This is a genomic window from Aquaticitalea lipolytica, assembly GCF_014641635.1.
Classification (GTDB): Bacteria; Bacteroidota; Bacteroidia; order Flavobacteriales; family Flavobacteriaceae; genus Aquaticitalea; species Aquaticitalea lipolytica.
This window is the reverse complement of the sequence record NZ_BMIC01000001.1, coordinates 965,736-987,459: the sequence shown is the minus strand read 5'-3', so window position 1 is coordinate 987,459 and position 21,724 is coordinate 965,736. Positions and strand designations below refer to the sequence as shown.

19 protein-coding genes are annotated in these 21,724 nt (G+C 30.7%); 17 read left to right on the top strand and 2 right to left on the bottom strand.

Annotated elements, in window-relative coordinates; all coding sequences use genetic code 11:
- Nucleotide 1 precedes the first annotated feature (1 nt).
- Nucleotides 2-1,054: an arsenosugar biosynthesis radical SAM (seleno)protein ArsS gene (gene arsS / locus IEW41_RS04610; RefSeq protein ID WP_188605153.1), complete on the bottom strand. Its 1,053-nt coding sequence runs from the start codon at nt 1,052-1,054 to the stop codon at nt 2-4.
- 56 nt (nt 1,055-1,110) lie between these two features.
- The gene (locus tag IEW41_RS04605; protein WP_188605152.1) at nt 1,111-1,446 is read right to left on the bottom strand and encodes an arsenosugar biosynthesis-associated peroxidase-like protein; all 336 of its coding nucleotides are present in this window, start codon (nt 1,444-1,446) and stop codon (nt 1,111-1,113) included.
- 328 nt (nt 1,447-1,774) lie between these two features.
- Here IEW41_RS04605 and IEW41_RS04600 point away from each other — a divergent pair, with 328 nt between their 5' ends.
- The 17 genes from IEW41_RS04600 to IEW41_RS04520 all read left to right on the top strand — a co-directional run bounded on the left by IEW41_RS04600 (nt 1,775) and on the right by IEW41_RS04520 (nt 21,687).
- Nucleotides 1,775-3,070 carry a site-specific integrase gene (locus IEW41_RS04600; RefSeq protein ID WP_188605151.1) on the top strand — a complete coding sequence of 432 codons (1,296 nt, stop codon included), beginning with the start codon at nt 1,775-1,777 and terminating at the stop codon, nt 3,068-3,070.
- 22 nt (nt 3,071-3,092) lie between these two features.
- The gene (locus IEW41_RS04595; protein ID WP_188605150.1) at nt 3,093-3,851 is read left to right on the top strand and encodes a hypothetical protein; all 759 of its coding nucleotides are present in this window, start codon (nt 3,093-3,095) and stop codon (nt 3,849-3,851) included.
- A gap of 97 nt (nt 3,852-3,948) precedes the next feature.
- Entirely contained in the window at nt 3,949-4,245 is a 297-nt protein-coding gene (locus IEW41_RS04590) for a helix-turn-helix domain-containing protein (protein WP_188605149.1), read from the top strand.
- On the top strand, nt 4,238-4,912 hold the full coding sequence (locus IEW41_RS04585; protein WP_188605148.1) for a hypothetical protein: 675 nt from the start codon (nt 4,238-4,240) through the stop codon (nt 4,910-4,912). Before IEW41_RS04590 ends, IEW41_RS04585 begins: the two co-directional genes overlap by 8 nt.
- Nucleotides 4,913-4,923: 11 nt before the next feature.
- A complete protein-coding gene (locus IEW41_RS04580; RefSeq protein ID WP_188605147.1) occupies nt 4,924-5,655 on the top strand; it encodes a hypothetical protein in 732 nt (243 codons plus the stop codon).
- Between the two features lie 135 nt (nt 5,656-5,790).
- Nucleotides 5,791-6,135, top strand: a complete 345-nt coding sequence (locus IEW41_RS04575; protein ID WP_188605146.1) for a hypothetical protein — start codon at nt 5,791-5,793, stop codon at nt 6,133-6,135.
- Nucleotides 6,136-6,213: 78 nt separating this feature from the next.
- Nucleotides 6,214-9,336, top strand: coding sequence for an Eco57I restriction-modification methylase domain-containing protein (locus IEW41_RS04570; RefSeq protein WP_188605145.1), 3,123 nt, complete (start codon nt 6,214-6,216; stop codon nt 9,334-9,336).
- A complete protein-coding gene (locus IEW41_RS04565) occupies nt 9,329-10,468 on the top strand; it encodes a DUF3800 domain-containing protein (protein WP_188605144.1) in 1,140 nt (379 codons plus the stop codon). The genes IEW41_RS04570 and IEW41_RS04565 overlap by 8 nt, the downstream gene beginning before the upstream one ends.
- The gene (locus tag IEW41_RS04560) at nt 10,469-11,176 is read left to right on the top strand and encodes a hypothetical protein (RefSeq protein ID WP_188605143.1); all 708 of its coding nucleotides are present in this window, start codon (nt 10,469-10,471) and stop codon (nt 11,174-11,176) included.
- A gap of 258 nt (nt 11,177-11,434) precedes the next feature.
- The gene (locus IEW41_RS04555) at nt 11,435-11,806 is read left to right on the top strand and encodes a hypothetical protein (protein WP_188605142.1); all 372 of its coding nucleotides are present in this window, start codon (nt 11,435-11,437) and stop codon (nt 11,804-11,806) included.
- A 95-nt stretch (nt 11,807-11,901) separates the two neighbouring features.
- Nucleotides 11,902-16,287: a CusA/CzcA family heavy metal efflux RND transporter gene (locus IEW41_RS04550; protein WP_188605141.1), complete on the top strand. Its 4,386-nt coding sequence runs from the start codon at nt 11,902-11,904 to the stop codon at nt 16,285-16,287.
- Between the two features lie 4 nt (nt 16,288-16,291).
- The gene (locus tag IEW41_RS04545; RefSeq protein ID WP_188605140.1) at nt 16,292-17,479 is read left to right on the top strand and encodes an efflux RND transporter periplasmic adaptor subunit; all 1,188 of its coding nucleotides are present in this window, start codon (nt 16,292-16,294) and stop codon (nt 17,477-17,479) included.
- Between the two features lie 9 nt (nt 17,480-17,488).
- Nucleotides 17,489-17,905, top strand: a complete 417-nt coding sequence (locus tag IEW41_RS04540; protein ID WP_188605139.1) for a Fur family transcriptional regulator — start codon at nt 17,489-17,491, stop codon at nt 17,903-17,905.
- Between the two features lie 56 nt (nt 17,906-17,961).
- The gene (locus tag IEW41_RS04535; RefSeq protein ID WP_188605138.1) at nt 17,962-18,324 is read left to right on the top strand and encodes a DUF3703 domain-containing protein; all 363 of its coding nucleotides are present in this window, start codon (nt 17,962-17,964) and stop codon (nt 18,322-18,324) included.
- Complete coding sequence (locus IEW41_RS04530) at nt 18,321-20,270, top strand: heavy metal translocating P-type ATPase (protein ID WP_188605137.1); 1,950 nt, start codon at nt 18,321-18,323, stop codon at nt 20,268-20,270. The genes IEW41_RS04535 and IEW41_RS04530 overlap by 4 nt, the downstream gene beginning before the upstream one ends.
- A gap of 214 nt (nt 20,271-20,484) precedes the next feature.
- Entirely contained in the window at nt 20,485-20,898 is a 414-nt protein-coding gene (locus IEW41_RS04525) for an HYC_CC_PP family protein (protein WP_229660163.1), read from the top strand.
- 180 nt (nt 20,899-21,078) lie between these two features.
- On the top strand, nt 21,079-21,687 hold the full coding sequence (locus tag IEW41_RS04520; protein ID WP_188605136.1) for a class I SAM-dependent methyltransferase: 609 nt from the start codon (nt 21,079-21,081) through the stop codon (nt 21,685-21,687).
- The last annotated feature ends 37 nt before the right edge of the window (nt 21,688-21,724 follow it).

The following is a 21,724-nucleotide window of genomic DNA, read 5'->3' as shown; positions in this document are numbered from 1 at the left end:
ATTATGCAACTGATCCTTGACAACTACTTCCTGCTCCAGCAGTACAACCATAACAATGTTGTGAAATAACAATGTTTCTACCTTCTAAAAGTTCTTCATTATATTCAGATATGTGTTTAGCCTTACTGTTTACAGGTAAGTTAAGCATCTGATTAAAATCGCAATCATATAAATATCCATCCCAACTTACCGAAAGTGTATTGGTACACATCACATTTGCAACAGCAGCTGGGTTGTATGCTTCAACCAGCGAATACATGTAGTCTTCATAATTTTCCGAAGCAATTAAATAATCTAAAAATCGGCTAATTGGCAAATTGGTAATGGCAAACAGATTATGAAACTGAATTCCAAAATCATCGATTAAGGCTTTTTTGAATTCTTTTTCTAAACTTGCTTGATTTCCTGGTAAAAATGCACCTGAAGGATTATACACTAAATCTAAACGTAAATCACTATTTGGCATACCATAACCAATGGCATTTAAGTCTTGAAGCGCTTTTATAGATTTATCAAAAACTCCATCACCACGTTGCTTATCTGTTTTACCTTTAGTCCAATGAGGCATAGAGCTTACCACATGTACATTATGACTTTTGAAAAATTCTGGTAAATCGTGATATTTTTTATTAGCTCGTATAATGGTTAGGTTTGAGCGAACAATAAAATCTTTAATACCTGCTTTTGAAGCTTCATCAACAAACCAACGAAAATCTGGATTCATTTCTGGGGCTCCACCAGTTAAATCTAGCGTGTGAGCTCCAGTATTTTTAATGACTTCGAGACATTGTTTCATGGTTTCTCTGGTCATAATTTCTTTTCTGTCTGGACCAGCATCTACATGGCAATGCTCACAAACCTGATTACACATATAGCCAACATTAATCTGAAGTATTTCTAATTTCTTTGCTTTTAAAGGAAATTGGTTAGTTTCAGAAATCTTGTCTTTAAATTTTGGCAAGTCGCCACTTTGAAAAATACCATTGGATAAAATTTCAACTTGCCTTTTGCTGTTTGCTAATTCGCTTTCGCGTTTATGTAGGGACTTAATCATTTATAGTTTAAGAGTTATCGTTTGTAGAAGCTATATTTTTATTGCTTCGAACTTAATTACATTTCTAATTTGTTGACCTTATTCATCATTTGTACTCCATGCACTAATGATGCACCTCCTCTAATCGCTGCTCCTACATGTAGAGCCTCCATCATTTCTTCTTTTGTAATGCCTCTTTGTAAACCATCTCCTGTATAAGCATCAATACAGTATGGGCATTGAATGGTATGCGCAACAGCAAGAGCAATTAAAGATTTTTCTCTTTCAGATAAAGCACCTTCTTTAAAAACAGAATTATAATATTCGAAAAATTTTGTTCCTAATTCTTCATTCCAATCTGATATTTTGCCAAATTTTCTAAGGTCTGCTGGGTCGTAATAGGTTTTTTGCATTGTATAATGATTTGTTAGTATTCTTACGAAAAAATTGAAGATACAGTTTTCTGTCGGAGTAAAAACAAAATGATTACAGAAAAAAATCAAATATATATAAAACCAAAAAACCCGAACAAATTGTTCGGGTTTTTAGTGGTGGTGCCTCCAGTACTACTTTTAGCATTAATCTATTTTATCTTATTTGAGTTTATTTTATTTAATCCCTTTTGTTTATTGATTTTATAGGTAGTTTGATGTAATTTTTATAATATTGCTATAACAATGAATAAATATTATGTTGTCCCTAATGTTGTCCCTTTAAATAATTAATAGAACATTATATGTTATGAATAATACAATTCAATCTACTTCTGGAACGGTTAAATATAGAATAAAAGATGTTCAAGCAAAAGGAGAAACGTCAATAATTTTAGATTATAGTTTTGGAAGAAATAATCGTATAAAATTTGCTACTGGTTATAAAGTTCACCCAAAAAATTGGGATAAGATTAATCAAAGAATTAGAGCTGTTTCAACAATTAGTAATAGGGAAAAAGTAAATAGTGATTTATTGAAATTTTCTTACGAATTTATTGACGCTGTTAGTAGTTTAGATGAGTTTGAAAAGCAAAATAAGGATATTTTAAAACTTCTACTTGCAAAGATTATTAGAAATGATTATGAAATAGTTAAACCTATTTCATCTTTTTTTGACTTTGCTGATGATTTTATAAAAACGAAAGAAAATCAAGCTAAAAATATTGACTCAGTAAAACTTGCATCGGTAACTGTACGTTCATATAAACAAACTGTAAATCGCCTTAAAGATTTTAATAAAAAAATCAAGTATAATTTAGATTTCGATAGTATAGATTTGAAATTTTACTATTCATTCATACAATACTTAGAGAGCAATAATTATTCTATTAATACAATTGGTAAACATATCAAGAATTTGATTACAATAATGAACAGAGCAACCGAAGAAGGCATAAATACAAATCTTAAATATAAGCATAGAGAATTTAAATCAATTTCAGAAGAAACGGTTTCAATTTATTTAACAGAGTCAGAGATAGATGCATTGTATAATGTGGATTTGTCTAAAACTCCTGATTGGGAATTGGCACGAGATATATTTTTAATTGGTTATTATACTGGACAAAGAGTTTCTGATTATAACGGTATTGTTGAAGAGCAAATAAAAAAATTTGATGGACGTGAAGTATTTCAGTTTAAACAGAAAAAGACTAGTAAACATGTTTATGTTCCTATTCACCATCGTGTAAGAGCTATAATGGACAAAAGGTATAATGGAAAACCACCTCGAAAGTTAAATGACCCTGATATAAATGAATATATTAAAGAAGCTGGTCGAATAGCTGAAATTACAGAGCTTATAACAATTCAAAAAACTATAGGTGGAAAAAATGAAACTAAATCAGTGCCAAAAAACACTCTTATTGTTTCACATACTGCTAGAAGATCATTTTGTACTAATGCTTATTTGTCCAAAATGCCTGTAATTGATATAATGGCTATCAGCGGACATTCTACAGAGCGAGAATTTTACAAATACATTAAAGTTACACCACAAGAACGAGCAGTAAAAATAGCCGAAAGTTCATTTTTTAAAAATTAGATTATTAAAATTAAAGCAATATATGAATTACAAAGATGCATTTGCAATAGAGGAAAAATCATGTTTAAATCAAAACGAGAATGATTATAAGTTCAATCTTAAAAATTACAACCACTTTGAACCAAGATTGATTGATGATTTTTATTTTAAGTATTTCATTAGAACTTTACTCTTTGAGACAAAAACTATAGAACTTCGTGCTTTTTTACAGCATCATTACGATTTCTGTAATAATCCAGAGCTTTATTACTCGGTTCTTGAGTTCGAGGTAATACCCAAAATAGAAGAAATAATTGATAATGCATGTTTTAGCTTGGAAGAAAGAGGTTATTATAATGAGGAGCTTTTAGAAGATGGCTTCTCAATTAGTGAAGGTGTAATCCAGAATTATGATTTTGACTTCTCTTTGATGTTTCATCAAACACTTTTATTTAGAAAACAGAATGAGTTTAAATTAAAAATTAAAATCATAAATGAGTTTATTTTAGATTATAAAGGAAAAAATGAAAAAAGACCGTTAAAATGGGTGGCAGGACCATCTCAACTCGCTATAATCATTCAGGAATTAATTTTACAAGGATATTTGGATGCTGATACTCGAAATGGAGAGGTGAACTATCGTAAATTAGCTAGGGAACTTTATGAAGTTTTTGATATTAAAGAGTGTGAATCTCCAAGTTCAATTGAAATATATCTTAGCCCTGGAAATAAACGATATAAAGGGGCAAAAGATAAATTTGATAATGTTAATTTTTTTATACCTCCTGCAAATTTAACTTAATTTTTGCTGCTGTTTATAAACTGATGTAAACACTGAAATTCTATAATTTTCTGGGTAACAAAGTAATTTTGTGAATATAAATCTAAAATATCATAAAATGAAATCAAGCCCATTACACTTCTATCAGATTACTCCTGAAGAACTTGCCGACAACATCCTAAATGGTGTTAATAGCAAGTTACAGGAGTTTTTTGATAAGTACAAACCTTCAAAAGCAGAAGAAGTTGACCTCTTAACTTTAGAAGAAGCCCTAATTATTTTAAAATGCTCTAATCAAACTCTTTGGAATTGGAGAAAAGAAGGGATTATACCCAGCTATCGTCTAGGTAATCGAGTTTACATTAAGAGAAGTGATATTAATGAAAAACTTATAAAACAAGAATTTCATGGTTAAAACTGGATTTATAATGCTTTATCGAGATTTTGTTGATTGGGAATGGTATACTGATGTTAATACCTGCAAAGTATTTTTACATTGCCTTATAAAAGTAAATTATAGCCAAAAAAAGTGGCAAGGTGTATTTATAGATAAGGGTCAGTTTGTTACTTCTTATGAAAAACTTGCTATTGAAACAGGTTTGACAATCAGTAAAGTTAGAACAGCATTATCAAAGTTAGAGTCTACTAATGATATTTATATAGAAACAACCACGTCATTTACTAAAATTGGTTTGTTAAAAATCGAAGATTTTATTTCACAGTCGATTGATAAAGAAAATGACAAGCTAAATAGCATGCTTACTGACAAACAAAATAACAGACAATTCTCAAGCAATTCTCAAACTAATGACAATCAAATAGCAACTACTAATACTAATAATAACATACTAAATAAAAAAAATAGATTTAGAGAAGAAGTTTTTTTACACTCTCAATTTAATATTAAAATTTTAGAAAATTTTTTTGAATACTGGAGTGAGCTAAACGTAGTTAAAACAAAAATGCGATTTGAAGAAGAAAAATTTTTTGAAATTAAAAAAAGGTTAGAGAAATGGAAAGCTAACGAAAGAACTACCAAAAAAAATAATAAAATCGAACCTGAATTTCATACCAATAGATAACCAAATAATTTATGAGACTTAACCAATCACAGCCAATAAGTAAACTCGTTAAAAATTTTCATATTCAAAAGTTAAATAACGATTTGCCAATACAAGAAAAACAACACCAACCTATTTTCAATAAGCAAGAGCTTTGGATTTTGTTTCTCAAAGAATTTAAGTTTATGTATGGGGTTAACTTTATTAAGTCCGATGAAAATATAAATAATATTAAAATCTTATTTTGTTATTTTTTAAGAGATAATGAATTTTTTAATTGTAATAATTTAATATCAAGTTTAAGTAACCCAACGTTTAAAAAAGGCTTATTGGTACTAGGTGGATACGGTATAGGTAAAACAGCTTATTTTAAGGTGTTTGAGAAAATATTTAATGACTCTAGGTGCTTAAGATTTAAAAGATATGGAGCTAAAGAATTAGTTAGTAAGTATGAAGCATGTATTACTCCATTTGATAAAAGTTATATGATGGATAAAATAGCTAGACCAAGATTATTTATTGACGATATAAATTCAGAACGCATTGCAAGTAACTATGGTAGTTGTGATGTTATCGAAGAAATACTATTTAATCAAAATGAAAATAACCACATAACTTATGTGACATGCAATCATACAAATTCTGAAAGTAGTGTTGATAAAACTTTATGTGATTTAGGTATTAGATATGGTGGAAGGTTACATGATCGTTTCTTTGAAATGTTTAACATAGTTGAATTTAAAGGAAAGAGTTTAAGAAGATAAAAGGTTAAATTAAACTTTATTTAACGTATTAAAACCCAAAACAATATGAATAATACCAAATACTGCAAAAATTGTAACGAAACGTTTACTCCTAGACGAAGGAACCACATGTATTGTAATAATAGTTGTAAAACTATGGCTAGTTATAAAAGAAACAACTATAAATATATTACTGGTCATTATCAAAAAACAGAAAATAATAATCAGTTAAGTTTACCTGCACCTACAAAACATCAATTAAATGAGTCTATTACATCGTTAGAAGAAAGAGTGCAAAAAATGAATAAAGTTAACGTTACTTCAGTAACTAATTCAGCTCTTGGGGCTATAGCAGCAACCACAGCAGTTAATGGTGCTAAATTATTATTTGCTCCTAACAGTTTGCCAGCAACTAAAGGTGATGTTGCAGCTTTAAAAAATGAATTGAATGAACTAAAAATGATGTTGAAAAATTATAAAATTAACAAGTTTCCTTTTTAAACAATTAATAAATGCATACAGTAAAATTACCAATAGAATTGTTATTTTTATCCAATCACAGTATTGGTAACAAAAACTATGGCATTATTCCAAACATCAGTATTAAAAACATATTTAGCACAACAAGATAGTAACATAGTAGAACGTGCCTATAAAAAATACATAAAGTATTTCCACAACCTCACAATTCAAGAAAATATTAAAAACTCTAATGAGGAACAATACCAAGCCAAGTTTTTGGACGAGTTGTTTGTAAACATCTTGGATTATACACTTAACCCAAAGCCTAACTTTAATATAACTACAGAGTTTAAAAACCAAAAAGGAGCAGGTAAAGCAGATGGCGCTATTTTAAGCAAAGGAAACGCCATAGGAGTTATAGAGTTAAAAGGGACTAACACCAAAGATTTAGAGAGTATTCGTAAACAAGCATTCGATTATAAAGCTAATCAAAAAGGCTGTGTATATGTCATTACATCCAATTTTGAAAAATTGCGATTTTATATCAACGATGCTACCGAGTTTTTAGAGTTTAATTTGTTTCAATTAGCACCAGAAGAATTTGCCTTAATGTACCTATGTCTCCAAAAAGACAATATTCTTAACAATCTGCCACTTACTATTAAAGAAGCCTCCTTAGTAGAAGAAGATAAAATTACCAAGCAGTTTTATAACGATTATTCAGTATTTAAACGCGAACTCTTTAGAGACTTGGTAAAACGTAACGCCAAACGCCTAAAACAAAATACAGTTACTTCGAGTTCAGTTGATATGTCTCAAGAAAAAGACGACCAAAAAGCACTCGAAAAAAACGTCAAACTGTCTCTGTTCAAAAAATCGCAAAAACTTATAGACCGTTTCTTGTTTATCTTCTTTGCAGAAGATAGAGACCTATTACCACCAAACTCAACTATACAAATTTTAGACAAGTGGAAAGCAGACATCGACTTTGGTGACGAACGCCCACTATACAACCTCTTTAAACAATACTTTCATTTTTTAGACGAAGGTAGAAAAGGCACAACCTCAAGGGCAGAAATTTATGCCTACAATGGTGGTTTGTTTAAGCCAGATACTATTCTCGATAGTTTAGAAATAGATGATGAGTTGCTTTATAAACACACTTACAAACTCGCTAAATACGATTTTAGCAGTCAAGTAGATGTTAATATTTTAGGTCATATTTTTGAAAACTCACTTAACGAAATAGAAAGCGTAAATGCAGAAATTGAAGGTGGTGAGTTCGATAAACAAAAAAGCAAACGAAAAAAAGATGGTGTATTCTACACCCCAAAATACATTACTAAATACATAGTAGAAAATACTGTTGGTAAACTCTGCCAAGAGAAAAAAGAAGCACTTGGCTTTAAAGAAGAAGCCTATTTTGAGCTTAAAAAAGGTACACACCAAAACACTAAAAAACAATTGTTAGAGGTGTTAGATAGCTATAGAACTTGGCTCCTACAAATAACTATTTGTGACCCAGCTTGTGGCTCTGGAGCATTCTTAAACCAAGCCTTAGATTTTTTAATAAAAGAACACCGTTATATCGATGAATTAAAAGCTAAAGTATTGGGTGGTGGCTTAATTTTAAGCGATATTGAAAATACCATTTTAGAAAACAATATTTATGGTGTAGACCTTAATGAAGAGTCTGTTGAAATTGCCAAACTATCCCTTTGGTTGCGTACCGCACAACCACGACGCAAACTTAACGATTTAAGCAACAATATTAAATGTGGTAATAGTTTAATTGATAGTAAAACCGTAGCAGGCGATAAAGCCTTTAATTGGCAAACCGAGTTCTCGCAAATATTCTCAAAAGGAGGTTTTGATGTAGTAATTGGTAATCCGCCTTATGGAGCAAGTTTTGATAAAAAAGAAAAAGAATATATAGAGAATAATTATAATAGTTATCAATACAAATTTGAAAGCTATCTATACTTTTATGAAAAGGGGATTGAAATTCTAAAACAAAATGGTATTCTCTCTTATATAACACCAGAGTTGTTTTTAAGATTAGATAAGTCATTTAACATCAGAAATTTTATAAATATTAATTCAACTCCTGTTGAGTTTAAATTTTGTGGAGAAGATGTGTTTCAAGACGTTAAAGTTAATAGTGTAGTAGCGACTATTTCCAAGTCTTTTAAAGAAAAAGGAAACATAAAAATAATTCAAGAGGTTGGTTTAGATTGGGGTTATAATCTTGATAGATGGAGAAAGGATGTAAACTTAATATTTGATTACGAAATAAATCCAATTTCCGAATTAATAATTAATAAAATAAAGAAATCTTCCATTTTATTAGGTGATATAGGTTCAGCTATTCAGGGACTTACACCATATGATAGTTATAAAGGGCAGTCAAAAGAAATAATAAAATCTCGGGCTTATCACCATTCCAAAAAGGTAGATGAAACTTGTGGAATTTGGCTTGATGGAAAGAATATTTCCAGATATTATTTTGTTGAAGGAGAAGAATGGTTACAATATGGAGATTGGTTAGCATCTCCTCGTGAACTGAAATATTTTGTAGGACCAAGATTATTATTTAGAGAAGTGCCTGGTCAGAACAAAAGAATACAATGTGCCTTTGTTGAAGAAAAATATTATTATGGACATAGTGTTACCCCCTTTTTGCTTTCTTCAGAGTATGAGAAATCTGTGATTTTTAGAATACTAGCTTTAGTTAATTCAACTTTGATAAGTTGGTACGCATCATTAAAAGTTTCAAATTTTGGTAAAAAGACATTTCCGAAACTTAATCCAAAGGATATAAAGAGTTTACCAATTGTAAAAAATGTTTTAGAAAAAGAAGGTATTAAAATTGAGGAAAACTCTATTAAATTAATTAAGTCTTACGATTTATTAAATTCAATAATCCAATCTTTCCTGAAATTCATTTCAGCTAAAACGACAGAGAGCAAATTTAACCGCAAACTTGAAAACTGGCATGAATTAGATTTTGCAGACTTTATAAGAGAACTTAACAAGGCAATTAAAAAAGCAGACGGTAAACCACTCTCCAAAAAAGACGAGTTTGAGTGGTTAGAATTATTTGAAGACAGCAAGAAAAAAGCCCAAGAGTTACAAACTCAAATCACCCAAATAGAAAGGGAGATTGATAACATGGTTTATAATTTATATGGCTTAACAGAGGAAGAAAGGGATATTGTAAAAAAACAGTTAAATGAGTGAGAAAGTCTACATATTTGGCGATGAGTTTGGTACTTCAACATTAAATCAAAATGATGTAAAAAACATTACTCATTTTGTTTATGCTGCGATAGTGGTAAAAGAATCGAATTTAGATAAGGCAAGAGAAGTACGAGATAATATAAGTCAGAACTTTTTTTATGGTAAACCTATTAAATCAAATTCAAGAGTTTTAAAGGATGAAACGAAAAGAATTGAAATATTAGAGTATTTGATTAAAAATCTAAACTTCATTATTTATCTACTTGTTGTTGATAAGGAAAAATTATCAAAGGATACAGGAGGTTTAAGATTTAAAGATGTCTTCTACAAATATTTTAGAGGGATTTTTGTTTCTCAAATCAACAATAACTTTTCCGAGTTTGAGATTTTTATGGATAATTTGATTAGTGATAAATATAGTAGTGAACTAAAAAATTATATCAAACAAAATTATCAAAACAATTTTTTTGAGCAATATCATATTTCAGATGATAAAGAGGAACCACTTATCCAATTAGCAGATTTTGTAGCGGGTTCTTATGGTAGAGTTTTTAATGCTTCATTTATGTCTAACAATAGTGAGGATATATTCTATACTTTAAAACCAGTAACACCAAATATTATTTTCTTTCCTGATAAATTTGACAATAAAACCTTTGTTGTTAATCCAGAAAAGCAAATCGATTCAGAAGTTTATGAAATTGTTCGTAATGATGCAATTAAAATTTATGATGAAATTGCTGATGATATTTTTAAGGCTGTACTTGATTATTTGCTTTGGCATCAAAAAGTTCTTCCGTTTAAGTATGCTCAAACATATGAGATTACTAATGCCTTAAAATACAATAGTGGTAAAGAACTTTCTATAGAAAATTTACGTATAATCGTTAAAGAATTAAGGTTTAAGGGAATAATTATAGTTTCATCATCGAGTACTAGTGGGTATAAGTTAGCTGTAAACAAATCAGATGTTCATACCTATTTTACCCATTACCTTAATTATATACTGCCGATGTTAAAAAAGATTGAAATAGCAAATGGTGTTTTTGCAAATAAAACAGTAGGAGATTTTATCCCATTATCAGACATGGAAGAACTTAAAAATTTAGTTGAAACTTTGAGTATTAAATAGATGTCAAGAATAAATGCATTTTCAAATTTTAGAAAAGATAATAATATCTTTTTTTTGGACTTGGAGTTACAAACTTTTCGGAATTATGCAAAGTTTGTTGAAGACCATTTCGATAATTCCTTAACCTATCATGAAAAGGAGTATACTGAAATAATGTCAAAAATTGAAGCTGAACCTAAAAAGTATGCTGATGATTATTTAAACCATTTACAGGATGCCTTGGTTGAAAAAGTAATCGAGATTGATAAAGATTTTGTACAAAGTTTCAGGGCTTCAATGATTACACAATTGTTTTCTTTTGTAGAGCGCACCATTCAAGATGTGTGTAATTCTTATTGTTTAATGCACAAAAAAGAGTTTGGTTTAAATGATTTACGTGGTAATAGTGAGTTTGAAAAAGCAAAGTTATTTTTAATAAAAGCAGCTAAAGTTGATATTAAAGAATTAGAGCCTCATTGGTCATACATAAATAATTTACGTAGAGTTAGGAATTGCATTGTACACAATAACTGTATAGTTTTTAGTGATGAAATTAGGAAATATAGTACTCTAAAATCCTTTTCCAAAGGAAAATATAAATTATTGAAGAAGGATAGGAATATAGTTTATTATCATTTGGTATTCGATGACAAAAAATTTATGGATGAAATCATTGAAAACATTTTAGGTCTATTTGAAAAACTTGAAAAGTATGATGTCTACTTATGAGATGAATTGAACACTAGGTAAGAACCTCATTATCTATGCAAAAGCCGTCTACATCTTTAAGTCCAAAAGATAGTAAGACCAAAAAATAGTTATTGATTTTAATTTTTTGGTCTTAACAATAAGAAGACAAATTAGATAAAGTTGATGAGCATGCTTATTAAAAAAAGAGCGCTTTTTTTGGTACTTAATTTTGCACAACCATTGCATTAAATAATTTATATCTTTGTACTTGTTATGAAGTTAATCACATCTATATCAATGTCAATACTATTTATGTTTCAGGCAGCTATGCCTAACATAGACTTGGGATGTGAATTTCAAAAAATTGCAGCAGTCTATTCACATTATCAAGAGCATAAAACATTTGATGGTGATACGTTGTTGGATTTTGTAATAAAGGAATATATAAATAATGATGGAAATGCAGAGAAGCATCATGAAAACTCAAACCATCATGATGTACCTGTGCAAAACTCACATCAATGTAGCCATGTTACATTCTTTTTTGTGCAACAATCTCAATTTGTTATAGAGCCTGTTAATTTTAAAAATATTATAAAATTTGATTATTATAAAGTATCCCATACTTCAACTTATTTAGATACTTTATTTCAGCCACCTAGAATTTAAAAATGATTGTTCCTACAATTTTAGGAGCATGTGTATTTGTAGTCTACATACTTTAAAAAGACTAAATTTTTACGAACATTTTTAAATCAATTTATATGCTTAATAATATTATTAGGTATTCTATAACACACAAATTAGTTATAGGATTACTTACTTTAGCCTTGATTGTTGCAGGAGTTTATTCGCTAAAACAACTACCTGTTGATGCAGTTCCAGACATCACCAACAATCAAGTACAAGTTATTACCAACTCACCAACACTTGCAGCACAAGAGGTTGAACGTTTAATAACCTTTCCAGTTGAAATTACTATGGCAACTATTCCACAAATAGATGAAATTCGTTCCTTTTCGCGTTTCGGTTTATCTGTTGTTACTATAGTTTTTGAAGAAGATGTTGATGTTTATTGGGCAAGACAACAAGTAAACGAACGTCTTGCAGATGCCCAATCTCGAATACCAGAGGGTATAGGAAAACCAGGTATAGCACCTTTAACTACTGGTCTTGGTGAAATTTACCAATATGTGGTCACAACAAAACCAGGTTATGAAGATAAATACGATGCTGTTCAATTACGAACTATTCAAGATTGGGTTGTTAAAAGACAGCTTTTAGGAACCAAGGGCGTTGCCGATGTTAGTAGTTTTGGAGGCTATTTAAAACAGTTTGAAATAGCTATTAGCCCCGAACGTTTAAATGCAATGCAAGTTTCAATTTCTGAAATTTTTGATGCTTTAGAGAATAATAATCAAAATACTGGAGGTGCATACATCGAAAAAAATGATAAAGCCCTTTTTATTAGAAGTGAAGGATTAGTAGGCTCAATTAGAGATATTGAAAACATTTTAGTTAAACAATCCGAAAATGGAACTCCAGTTTTAATTAGCGATGTAGCCAATGTGCAAATAGGCTCAGCAATTCGTTATGGTGCAACAACACGAAATGGTGAAGGTGAAGTTGTTAGTGCTATTGTAATGATGTTGAAAGGTGCAAATTCTGCACAAGTAATTGCAGATGTTAAAAATAAAATTGCAACCATTAGCAAAACATTGCCAGAAGGTGTAGTGATTGAGCCTTTTTTAGATAGAACTAAATTGGTTAACAACGCAATTGGCACTGTAACCACAAACCTTATTGAAGGTGCGCTTATAGTTATTTTTATTTTATTGTTACTATTAGGTAATTGGAGAGCAGGGTTAATTACAGCTTCTGTAATACCATTAGCATTATTATTTGCTTTTAGTATGATGCATCTCTTTGGTGTTTCAGCAAATTTAATGAGTCTTGGAGCTATTGATTTTGGGCTAATAGTTGATGGAGCAGTTATTATTGTTGAAGCTACCTTATTCCATTTAGGTAGTATGAAGCTAAAACGAAAACTCACACAACCAGAAATGGACGAGGAGGTATTTCAATCTGCTAGTAAAATTAGAAATTCTGCCGCATTTGGAGAAATAATAATTCTTATTGTGTACTTGCCTATCTTGGCTTTAGTTGGTACTGAGGGTAAAATGTTTGGACCAATGGCACAAACGGTAAGTTTTGCCATATTAGGAGCTTTTATTTTGTCTTTAACTTATATACCTATGATGTCAGCGTTGGTGTTAAGCAAGAACACAAACCACAAAAAGAATATCTCTGATAAAATCATGGATTTCTTTTACCGAATCTACCAACCTATTCTTAAAAGGGCAATGCATACACGAACTATAGTTGTTGGAATAACTGTAGTGTTGTTTGTTATTGCTTTTATGGTGTTTAGAAGTTTAGGAGGCGAGTTTATTCCAACATTAGAAGAAGGAGATTTTGCTGTCGAAACAAGAGTAATGACAGGAAGTTCATTAAGCAATACGATAAAAGCAACAACAAAGGCTGAAAAAATATTATTAGATAATTTCCCAGAAGTATTACAAGTAGTTTCAAAAATAGGTTCTGGTGAAATTCCAACAGATCCAATGCCAATTGAAGCCGCAGATTTAATGATTATTCTTAAGGATAAATCAGAATGGACTTCAGCTTTCAGCAGAGAGGAGTTGGCTAATAAGATGGCTAAAGCTTTAGAGGTAATTCCAGGAGTTACTTTCGGATTTCAGCAACCAATACAAATGCGTTTTAATGAGTTAATGACTGGTGTACGTCAAGATGTTGCTGTTAAAATCTATGGTGAAGATTTAGACCAATTATCAAAGTATGCTAACCAAATAGGTAAAATAGCAGGAACGGTTAATGGTGCAGTAGATATTTACATTGAGGAGGTTACTGGTGTGCCACAAATTGTAATTGATTATAATAGAGCACAATTGGCAAAATATGGTTTAGATATAAAATCTGTAAATAATACCATTCAAGCAGCGTTTGCAGGTGCATCATCTGGATTGGTTTATGAAGGAGAAAAACAATTTGATTTGGTTGTACGTTTGGAAGGCGACCATAGAACAAATCTTTCCGATGTCCAAAACTTATACATTAATGGGGCTAAAGGACAACAGATACCGTTACAGCAAGTAGCAAATGTTTCAATTATTGATGGTCCATATCAAATACAACGCGATGATACTCGAAGAAGAATTATTACAGCGTTTAATGTACGAAATCGTGATGTAGAAAGTGTTGTAGATGAAATCAGTAAAAAAATAGAAAGTCAAGTCAATTTAGCACCTGGCTATAGTATTAGTTATGGTGGTCAATTTGAGAACTTGGTTGAAGCAAGACAACGTTTGTCAATTGCTGTGCCAATGGCTTTGCTACTTATTTTTATTCTGTTGTATTTCACTTTTGGTTCTATTAAGCAAGGTGTTTTAATTTTTACTGCCATTCCATTATCTGCTATTGGTGGTGTTTTTGCACTTTGGTTGCGAGATTTACCTTTTAGTATTTCGGCAGGAGTTGGATTTATTGCCTTGTTTGGTGTTGCAGTTTTAAATGGCATTGTATTGATAGCTGAATTTAATCGTCTTAAAAAAGATGGTGTTTCAGATGTTTTTGAACGTATTTATCAAGGTACTAAAACACGTTTACGTCCAGTAATAATGACAGCTACTGTAGCATCTTTAGGGTTTTTACCAATGGCAATTTCTCAAACTTCTGGTGCAGAGGTACAGCGTCCTTTAGCGACTGTTGTTATTGGTGGTTTAATTACCGCCACTTTTTTAACTTTAGTTGTGTTGCCAATTCTCTACTATTATTCAGAAAATAAAATAAAAATGAAAACAAATAAAACAGTAATGATGTTGCTTTTTGTCTTTTTTGCAAGTGTGGTTTCTGTTAATGCACAGACAACACAAAATGTAAAAGCGTTTGATAAACTTGAAACTGTTATTGAAATAGCATTAAAGAATAATCCAAACATTAAAATATCAAAACTACAAACAGAACAAGAGCAAGCTCTAAAGGGAGCAAGTTTCGATGTTCCAAAAACAGAGTTTGGTGTGGAATATGGTCAAACCAATAGTATTGCAGATAATGACACACGTTTTAGTGTAAGTCAAACCTTTGCTTTTCCTACACTTTACAGCAATCAAAATAAATTATCAAAAGCAAAAATAGCATCAAGTGAGTTTAATCAAGAGGTCGTTATAAATGAGTTAGTAGCTCAAATAAAGTCTGCCTATTATCAGCTTTGGTACTTAAAAAGCAAACAAAATTTGTTGAGGCAACAGGATAGCATATTTGAAAAATTCCAATATGCAGCAAATTTACGTTTTAAAACTGGTGAAAGTAATGCTTTAGAACAAGCAACTGCCAATGCTGAATTAGCAGGTATTAAAATAGGGTTGAAGGAAAATAGTTCTGAAATGAAAACATATCAGCTACTATTACAAAACTTAATACAATCGGACAGTTTGGTAGATATTAATGTTGGGAAATTAGAAATCATTTCTACATTATTCTCAGATGATTTGAATGATAATATATCTGTATCTAATAATCCTATGGTTTCATATTATAAATCAAAAGTAGAAGTCGCTGATAAAGAAAGTTTAGTTCAGTCAGCAAAAATGCTTCCTGATATTACTTTGGGTTATTTTAATCAATCGTTTATTGGTAATGGTGAAACTGCCAATGGCATGCCGACTGTATTCGATTCAGGGAATCGTTTTACTGGTGTGCAACTAGGGTTAAGTATTCCTGTTTTTTTTAATGGACACACATCAAAAATTAAAGCAGCTAAAATTCATAAAATGGAGGTAGAATCTCAACTAGAGGCTGTAACCAGTTACACCAAATCAGAATTACAAAGTGCTTTTGAAAGATTAAAGGTGTGCCATGAGAACATGAATTTTTATCGTATTAACGCATTACCACAAGTTGAATTGTTATTAAAAAGTTCACAACGAGGTTTTCAAGAAGGTGAAATTGAATACATTGAGTATGTTCAAGGTCTTAATAGGGCTTTAACTATACAAACAAAATATCTGGATTATATAAATCAATATAATCAAACACTAATAGTCATTGAAAAATTGACAGCAAATAATTAAAGACATGAAAAATATAGTTTATAAAATAATCCTATTTATCGCACTTATCTTAGGAGTGGGTTGTAAAGAAAAAACAACAGTTATTGAAAATACTCATGAAAGTAAAAATGAGAATATTATTGAACTTACAGATGCGCAATTGAAACAAACTGAAATTGTTATTGGTAAAGTTGTTAAACGAAAAATTGGACACGAAATTTCTGTAAATGGAATGATTGACGTGCCACCCCAAGGCAATATTTCGGTAACTGTTCCTTATGGAGGTTTTCTAAAATATACGGCTATGTTACCTGGAACTAGACTAAAAAAAGGGCAAATTATTGCTACAGTAGAAAACCCTGAATTTATTGAGTTTCAAAGAGATTATTTAGAAGCATTAGCAAATAATGAATATTTAAAGGCAGATTTTGAACGTCAACAAACTTTAAATAATGAAGAAGTAACATCTACAAAGGTATTTCAAAAAGCAAAAAGCAGTTATTTAACTAATAAGGCTAACATTCAAGCTTTAGAAAGTAAGTTGCGATTAATTGGTATAAATCCTTCAAGTGTTAAAAATGGTAAGATTTCTTCTGTGGTGAATGTTTATTCTCCAATCAATGGTATTGTGAGGGATGTATATATTAATACTGGAAAATATTTTAATCCTCAAGATGTTTTGATGGATATAACCGATGCATCTGATTTACATGTGGAGCTAAAAGTATATGAAGATGACATACCACTTATTAGAATGGGTCAGCGTATTCGCTTTAGATTAGCAAATGCTCCAAATAAATGGATGGAAGCAGAGGTATTCCTAATAGGAAACAACGTTCGAGAAGATAGGTCAATTACAATTCATGGTCACTTGAAAGAAAAAAATGAAGACTTACTGCCTGGTATGTTTGTAAATGCTAATATTGAAGTAGAAGCACTAGAACAATATACTGTTCCCGAAGAAGCTATTGTAAGGTTTGATAGCAAACACTATATTTTCAAGTCATTAGGGAAAAGAAAAGAAAACGAACAAACAATGAATGATTTTGAAATGATTGAAATTTCTAAAGGCAACGAAGAAGAAGGTTTTGTGGCAATATTTTTAGAAAACAAAGACCAAGATATTGCTAAAGTTGAAGTTGTGTTAAAAGATGCTTTCACCCTTTTAGCGAAAGCAAAAAACAGTGAAGAAGAAGGAGGACATGGACATTAATAATTAGATATGAACGAGATAGAAAAATTTTTTGCTTTAAAAGATGTTCGTGTTACTGCCATGCGTTTATTGATTTATAAGTTTCTTGCTGATAAACAAGTAGCAGTTACTTTAAGTGATATAGAAAATGCATTTGAAAAAGCTGATAGAACCACTTTATATAGGACTATAAAAACCTTTGAAGACAAAGCAATTGTGCATCAAATAGACGATGGTACTGGGATTACAAAATATGCTTTATGTGAAAAGGGATGTAATTGTGAGATTGAAGCCGATTTACATTTACATTTTCATTGTAATAATTGTAACGAAACAATATGTCTAACTGAACATAAAATTCCACAAATTAAAGTGCCAAATGGTTTCGTTTCTGAGGACATAAACTTGGTTGTAAAAGGTATTTGTGATAAGTGTAGTGGATTATAAATGCACTTCCATTGCATCACTTTAAATGATAATTTCACATTTTAAAATATTAAAAGATGAAATTGAATTTAATAATCCCAAAACAGCTTAAAACAGCCTATTACAAAGAGATTGATTTATATTTAATAGCTTTAGAAAACAACAATTTTACAGTTGCTTGGTATCATTTGGAGAGAAGTCATATCATTGGACAATCTTATCCAATTGAGCATACATATTCGCATTGGTTAATGCTTAAATTTGGTTTAAACCAAAAAGATACTAGTGAAGTATTTGGTCAGCTTTTAAGGCTAGTAGTTGGAGGTTGGAAATCTTTTATTAATCATGTGCCACATGGAAATACTGGAGGTGCAAATGTGCCTCCATTAAGAAAAATGCCTATCCCTAATGATATTAAAATAATATTCAATACAAAATGAAGAAGAAAGTCAATTTGAGAGATTTAAAACAAAATTCGGAAGAGCAGCATAGTCATGATGATGGACACGACCATAGTAGTCAACCCAACAATTACAAAGCCTATATTCCAGCAATTATAAGTTTTTCAATGCTTATGATGGGCATTGTTTTAGACTATAATGGTGTTGCTTTTTTCAAGGATTGGTTACGCATCATTTGGTACGGTATTGCTTATTTGCCAGTGGGACTTCCTGTTGTAAAAGAAGGTATAGAAAGTATTAAAAAAGGCGATGTTTTTACAGAGTTTTTCTTAATGTCAATAGCTACTTTGGGTGCTTTTTCTATTGGTGAATATCCAGAAGGTGTTGCTGTTATGTTATTCTACGCTATTGGAGAGTTATTTCAAAATGCAGCAGTCAATAGAGCTAAGAGTAATATTAAAGCATTATTGGATGTCAGACCTAAAGAGGCTAATGTTTTTAGAAACGGAAATATTGTAAGTATTAGCCCTGAACTTGTTGGGATTGGAGAAAAAGTACAAGTAAGAGTTGGAGAAAAAGTGCCTTTAGATGGTATTTTGCTTTCCGAAAAAGGGTCGTTTAACACAGCAGCTTTGACTGGTGAAAGTAAACCCGATACGATTGCAAAAGACGAAAAAGTATTTGCTGGAAGCATAAATTTGGACGGTGTAATTGAAATAGAAACCACTAAAGAATTTAAAGATAGTTCCATAGCACGTATTCTTGATATGGTGCAGAATGCCACAGCTCGCAAATCTAAAACAGAATTATTCATTAGAAAATTTGCACGTATATATACGCCAATTGTAGTTTTTCTAGCTATTGGTGTTGCATTTCTACCATACTTTATTGTAGAGGGTTACGTCTTTAGAGACTGGTTGTACAGAGCTTTAATTTTCTTAGTGATTTCATGCCCTTGTGCGCTTGTAATTTCTATCCCACTGGGTTATTTCGGAGGATTGGGAGCGGCATCAAAAAATGGAATATTATTTAAAGGAGCTTCCTTTTTAGATGCAATGACTAAGATAAATACTTTGGTAATGGATAAGACAGGAACGGTTACTAAAGGAGTTTTTAAAATCAAACAAATTAAAGCTATTGGTTTGGATGATAAAGAGTTTATGAAATACCTGTTGGCAATGGAAGAACAATCCACACATCCAATAGCAAAAGCGATACTAGAATATAGAGATGAAGGATTAGATTATGAGGCTGTGGACGTATCTGAAATTGCGGGAAAAGGTTTGAAAGGTTTTGTAAATGGAAAGGCTGTTTTAGTGGGTAACAAAGCACTAATGTTAGCCAACAATATTAATGTTTTAGAGGAAACAGAAACTATCGTAGAGTCTATAGTATTAGTATCTATAGACAATGCATTTTCAGGTTATGTTGTCATTGCAGACGAATTAAAAGAAGATGCAAAAGAAACGATTACTGCGTTACATAAAGTAGGTGTCAAAAATATAATGATGCTCTCTGGTGATAAAGACTCTATTACTCAAAAAGTAGCTTCTGAATTAAATATTGAAAATGCAAAAGGCGGTTTATTACCAGAAGATAAATTAAGTGAAGTTGAGGCTTTAAAGAAAAATCCAGAAAACAAAATCGCATTTATTGGAGATGGTATTAACGATGCACCTGTTTTAGCAGCAAGTGATGTAGGAATTGCGATGGGAGGTTTAGGTAGCGATGTTGCTATTGAAACTGCAGATGTTATTATTCAAACAGACCAGCCTTCCAAAGTGGTAAAAGCTGTAAAAATTAGTCGTTCCACTAGAAAAATTGTTTGGCAGAACATCATATTGGCATTTGGAGTTAAAGTAATAGTTTTAATTTTAGGAGCAGGAGGATTAGCAACGATGTGGGAAGCCGTTTTTGCAGACGTTGGAGTAGCATTATTAGCAATTTTGAATGCAGTTAGATTACAGAGGATGAATTGGGATTAAATTAAGTGAAAATGTCACATTATAGAAACAATATGAAAAAGTTTAGGAAATCAAAAAAGTCAAATAAGAGCAATGTTACGCAGAAAGATAAAATTGTTACAGTGTTGGCTTTTATAGCTTTATTTATAGCTCTGTTTTTGATTGTTAGGTTCGTGCTTTAATTTTTTGTTAAAAAACTGCCTATTGTTTGATTTTTTGTAACTTAGCGATTAGTATGAAACAAATATTCCGAAACATAATGTCTTTGGTGATGGCTTTTGTAGTGTTATTTTCTACACTATCATTTACTATTAACATGCATTATTGTGGAGGAGCTTTAGTGGAAACTGCTATTTCCCATAAAGTCAAAGGTTGCGGCATGGAAATGGAAAAACCTTCTACCGATGGTTGCTCAATTACAAAGAAAAATTGCTGTGATGATAAACAATTAGTAGTTGATGGTCAAGACGAATTACAACTAGCTGTTGACAAAATTTCGTTTGAGAAACAGATATTCATCACTTATTTTGTTAACACGTATATCAATCTTTTTGAAATAGTTGAAGAAAACATTTCATCATATGAAGATTATTCACCACCACTCGTCGTCAAGCAACTCTACAAAATAGACGAGACTTATTTAATTTGATTTTTAAACATTAAAATACGTTATCCAATAGCTTATGTTATGGGGTAATTTGTTGTATATGGTATTTTTCTAATATCAATACTATTTGTTTAATTATCATATTAAAACGTTATGAACATTTATAAAATAATCACAAGAGTTATAAAAAAAATCCGAAATGAAGGGCTATTAAAAACCTTAATGGATTTAATATCTTATTTATATGATCACTACTACGATATAAAATATAAAATTGATACTTATTCTTGGGTGTCTAAACAAGATTTAACTGCTGAAGATAAAATTGCTGAACACGCATCGTGTTATCAAGCTACAAAAGTATTGCCTTTAAGGAATCTTCTTAAAAAAATGAATATTCCAAAGGGCAAGGTGCTTGTAGATATTGGTTCAGGCAAAGGAAGAGTTTTATTAATAGCTTCAGAATTTGGATTTAAAGAAGTAAGAGGTATTGAATTATCATCTAAACTGTGCTCAATTGCAAATAAAAATATTACAAATTTCAAAAGTAGAGTTAATACAAATACCCTTTTTGAGGTAATTAATATTGATGCAACACAATATAATTTTAAAGATGATGAGTATGTTTTTTTTATGTACAATCCTTTTGACGAATTTATACTAAAAAAAGTATTGAATAATATTTTAATTTCTATAAAAAGGCAAAATAGACCAATTTTAATTGTCTATGCATATCCAGTTAATAGAGGTGTAATAGAAGAAATTATGAATATCAAAAAAGTAACAAATTATAAAATTTGGAATGGTGAATATACGGTATTTGAAATATAGATTAACCTTGAATAATAATTATTAAAAATCAAACCCA

Excerpts from the sequence above, each read along its gene's own strand:
- arsS (WP_188605153.1), bottom strand. The coding sequence starts at position 1,054 with ATGATTAAGTCCCTACATAAACGCGAAAGCGAATTAGCAAACAGCAAA.
- IEW41_RS04605 (WP_188605152.1), bottom strand. The coding sequence starts at position 1,446 with ATGCAAAAAACCTATTACGACCCAGCAGACCTTAGAAAATTTGGCAAA.
- IEW41_RS04600 (WP_188605151.1), top strand. The coding sequence starts at position 1,775 with ATGAATAATACAATTCAATCTACTTCTGGAACGGTTAAATATAGAATA.
- IEW41_RS04595 (WP_188605150.1), top strand. The coding sequence starts at position 3,093 with ATGAATTACAAAGATGCATTTGCAATAGAGGAAAAATCATGTTTAAAT.
- IEW41_RS04590 (WP_188605149.1), top strand. The coding sequence starts at position 3,949 with ATGAAATCAAGCCCATTACACTTCTATCAGATTACTCCTGAAGAACTT.
- IEW41_RS04585 (WP_188605148.1), top strand. The coding sequence starts at position 4,238 with ATGGTTAAAACTGGATTTATAATGCTTTATCGAGATTTTGTTGATTGG.
- IEW41_RS04580 (WP_188605147.1), top strand. The coding sequence starts at position 4,924 with ATGAGACTTAACCAATCACAGCCAATAAGTAAACTCGTTAAAAATTTT.
- IEW41_RS04575 (WP_188605146.1), top strand. The coding sequence starts at position 5,791 with ATGGCTAGTTATAAAAGAAACAACTATAAATATATTACTGGTCATTAT.
- IEW41_RS04570 (WP_188605145.1), top strand. The coding sequence starts at position 6,214 with ATGGCATTATTCCAAACATCAGTATTAAAAACATATTTAGCACAACAA.
- IEW41_RS04565 (WP_188605144.1), top strand. The coding sequence starts at position 9,329 with ATGAGTGAGAAAGTCTACATATTTGGCGATGAGTTTGGTACTTCAACA.
- IEW41_RS04560 (WP_188605143.1), top strand. The coding sequence starts at position 10,469 with ATGTCAAGAATAAATGCATTTTCAAATTTTAGAAAAGATAATAATATC.
- IEW41_RS04555 (WP_188605142.1), top strand. The coding sequence starts at position 11,435 with ATGTCAATACTATTTATGTTTCAGGCAGCTATGCCTAACATAGACTTG.
- IEW41_RS04550 (WP_188605141.1), top strand. The coding sequence starts at position 11,902 with ATGCTTAATAATATTATTAGGTATTCTATAACACACAAATTAGTTATA.
- IEW41_RS04545 (WP_188605140.1), top strand. The coding sequence starts at position 16,292 with ATGAAAAATATAGTTTATAAAATAATCCTATTTATCGCACTTATCTTA.
- IEW41_RS04540 (WP_188605139.1), top strand. The coding sequence starts at position 17,489 with ATGAACGAGATAGAAAAATTTTTTGCTTTAAAAGATGTTCGTGTTACT.
- IEW41_RS04535 (WP_188605138.1), top strand. The coding sequence starts at position 17,962 with ATGAAATTGAATTTAATAATCCCAAAACAGCTTAAAACAGCCTATTAC.
- IEW41_RS04530 (WP_188605137.1), top strand. The coding sequence starts at position 18,321 with ATGAAGAAGAAAGTCAATTTGAGAGATTTAAAACAAAATTCGGAAGAG.
- IEW41_RS04525 (WP_229660163.1), top strand. The coding sequence starts at position 20,485 with ATGAAACAAATATTCCGAAACATAATGTCTTTGGTGATGGCTTTTGTA.
- IEW41_RS04520 (WP_188605136.1), top strand. The coding sequence starts at position 21,079 with ATGGATTTAATATCTTATTTATATGATCACTACTACGATATAAAATAT.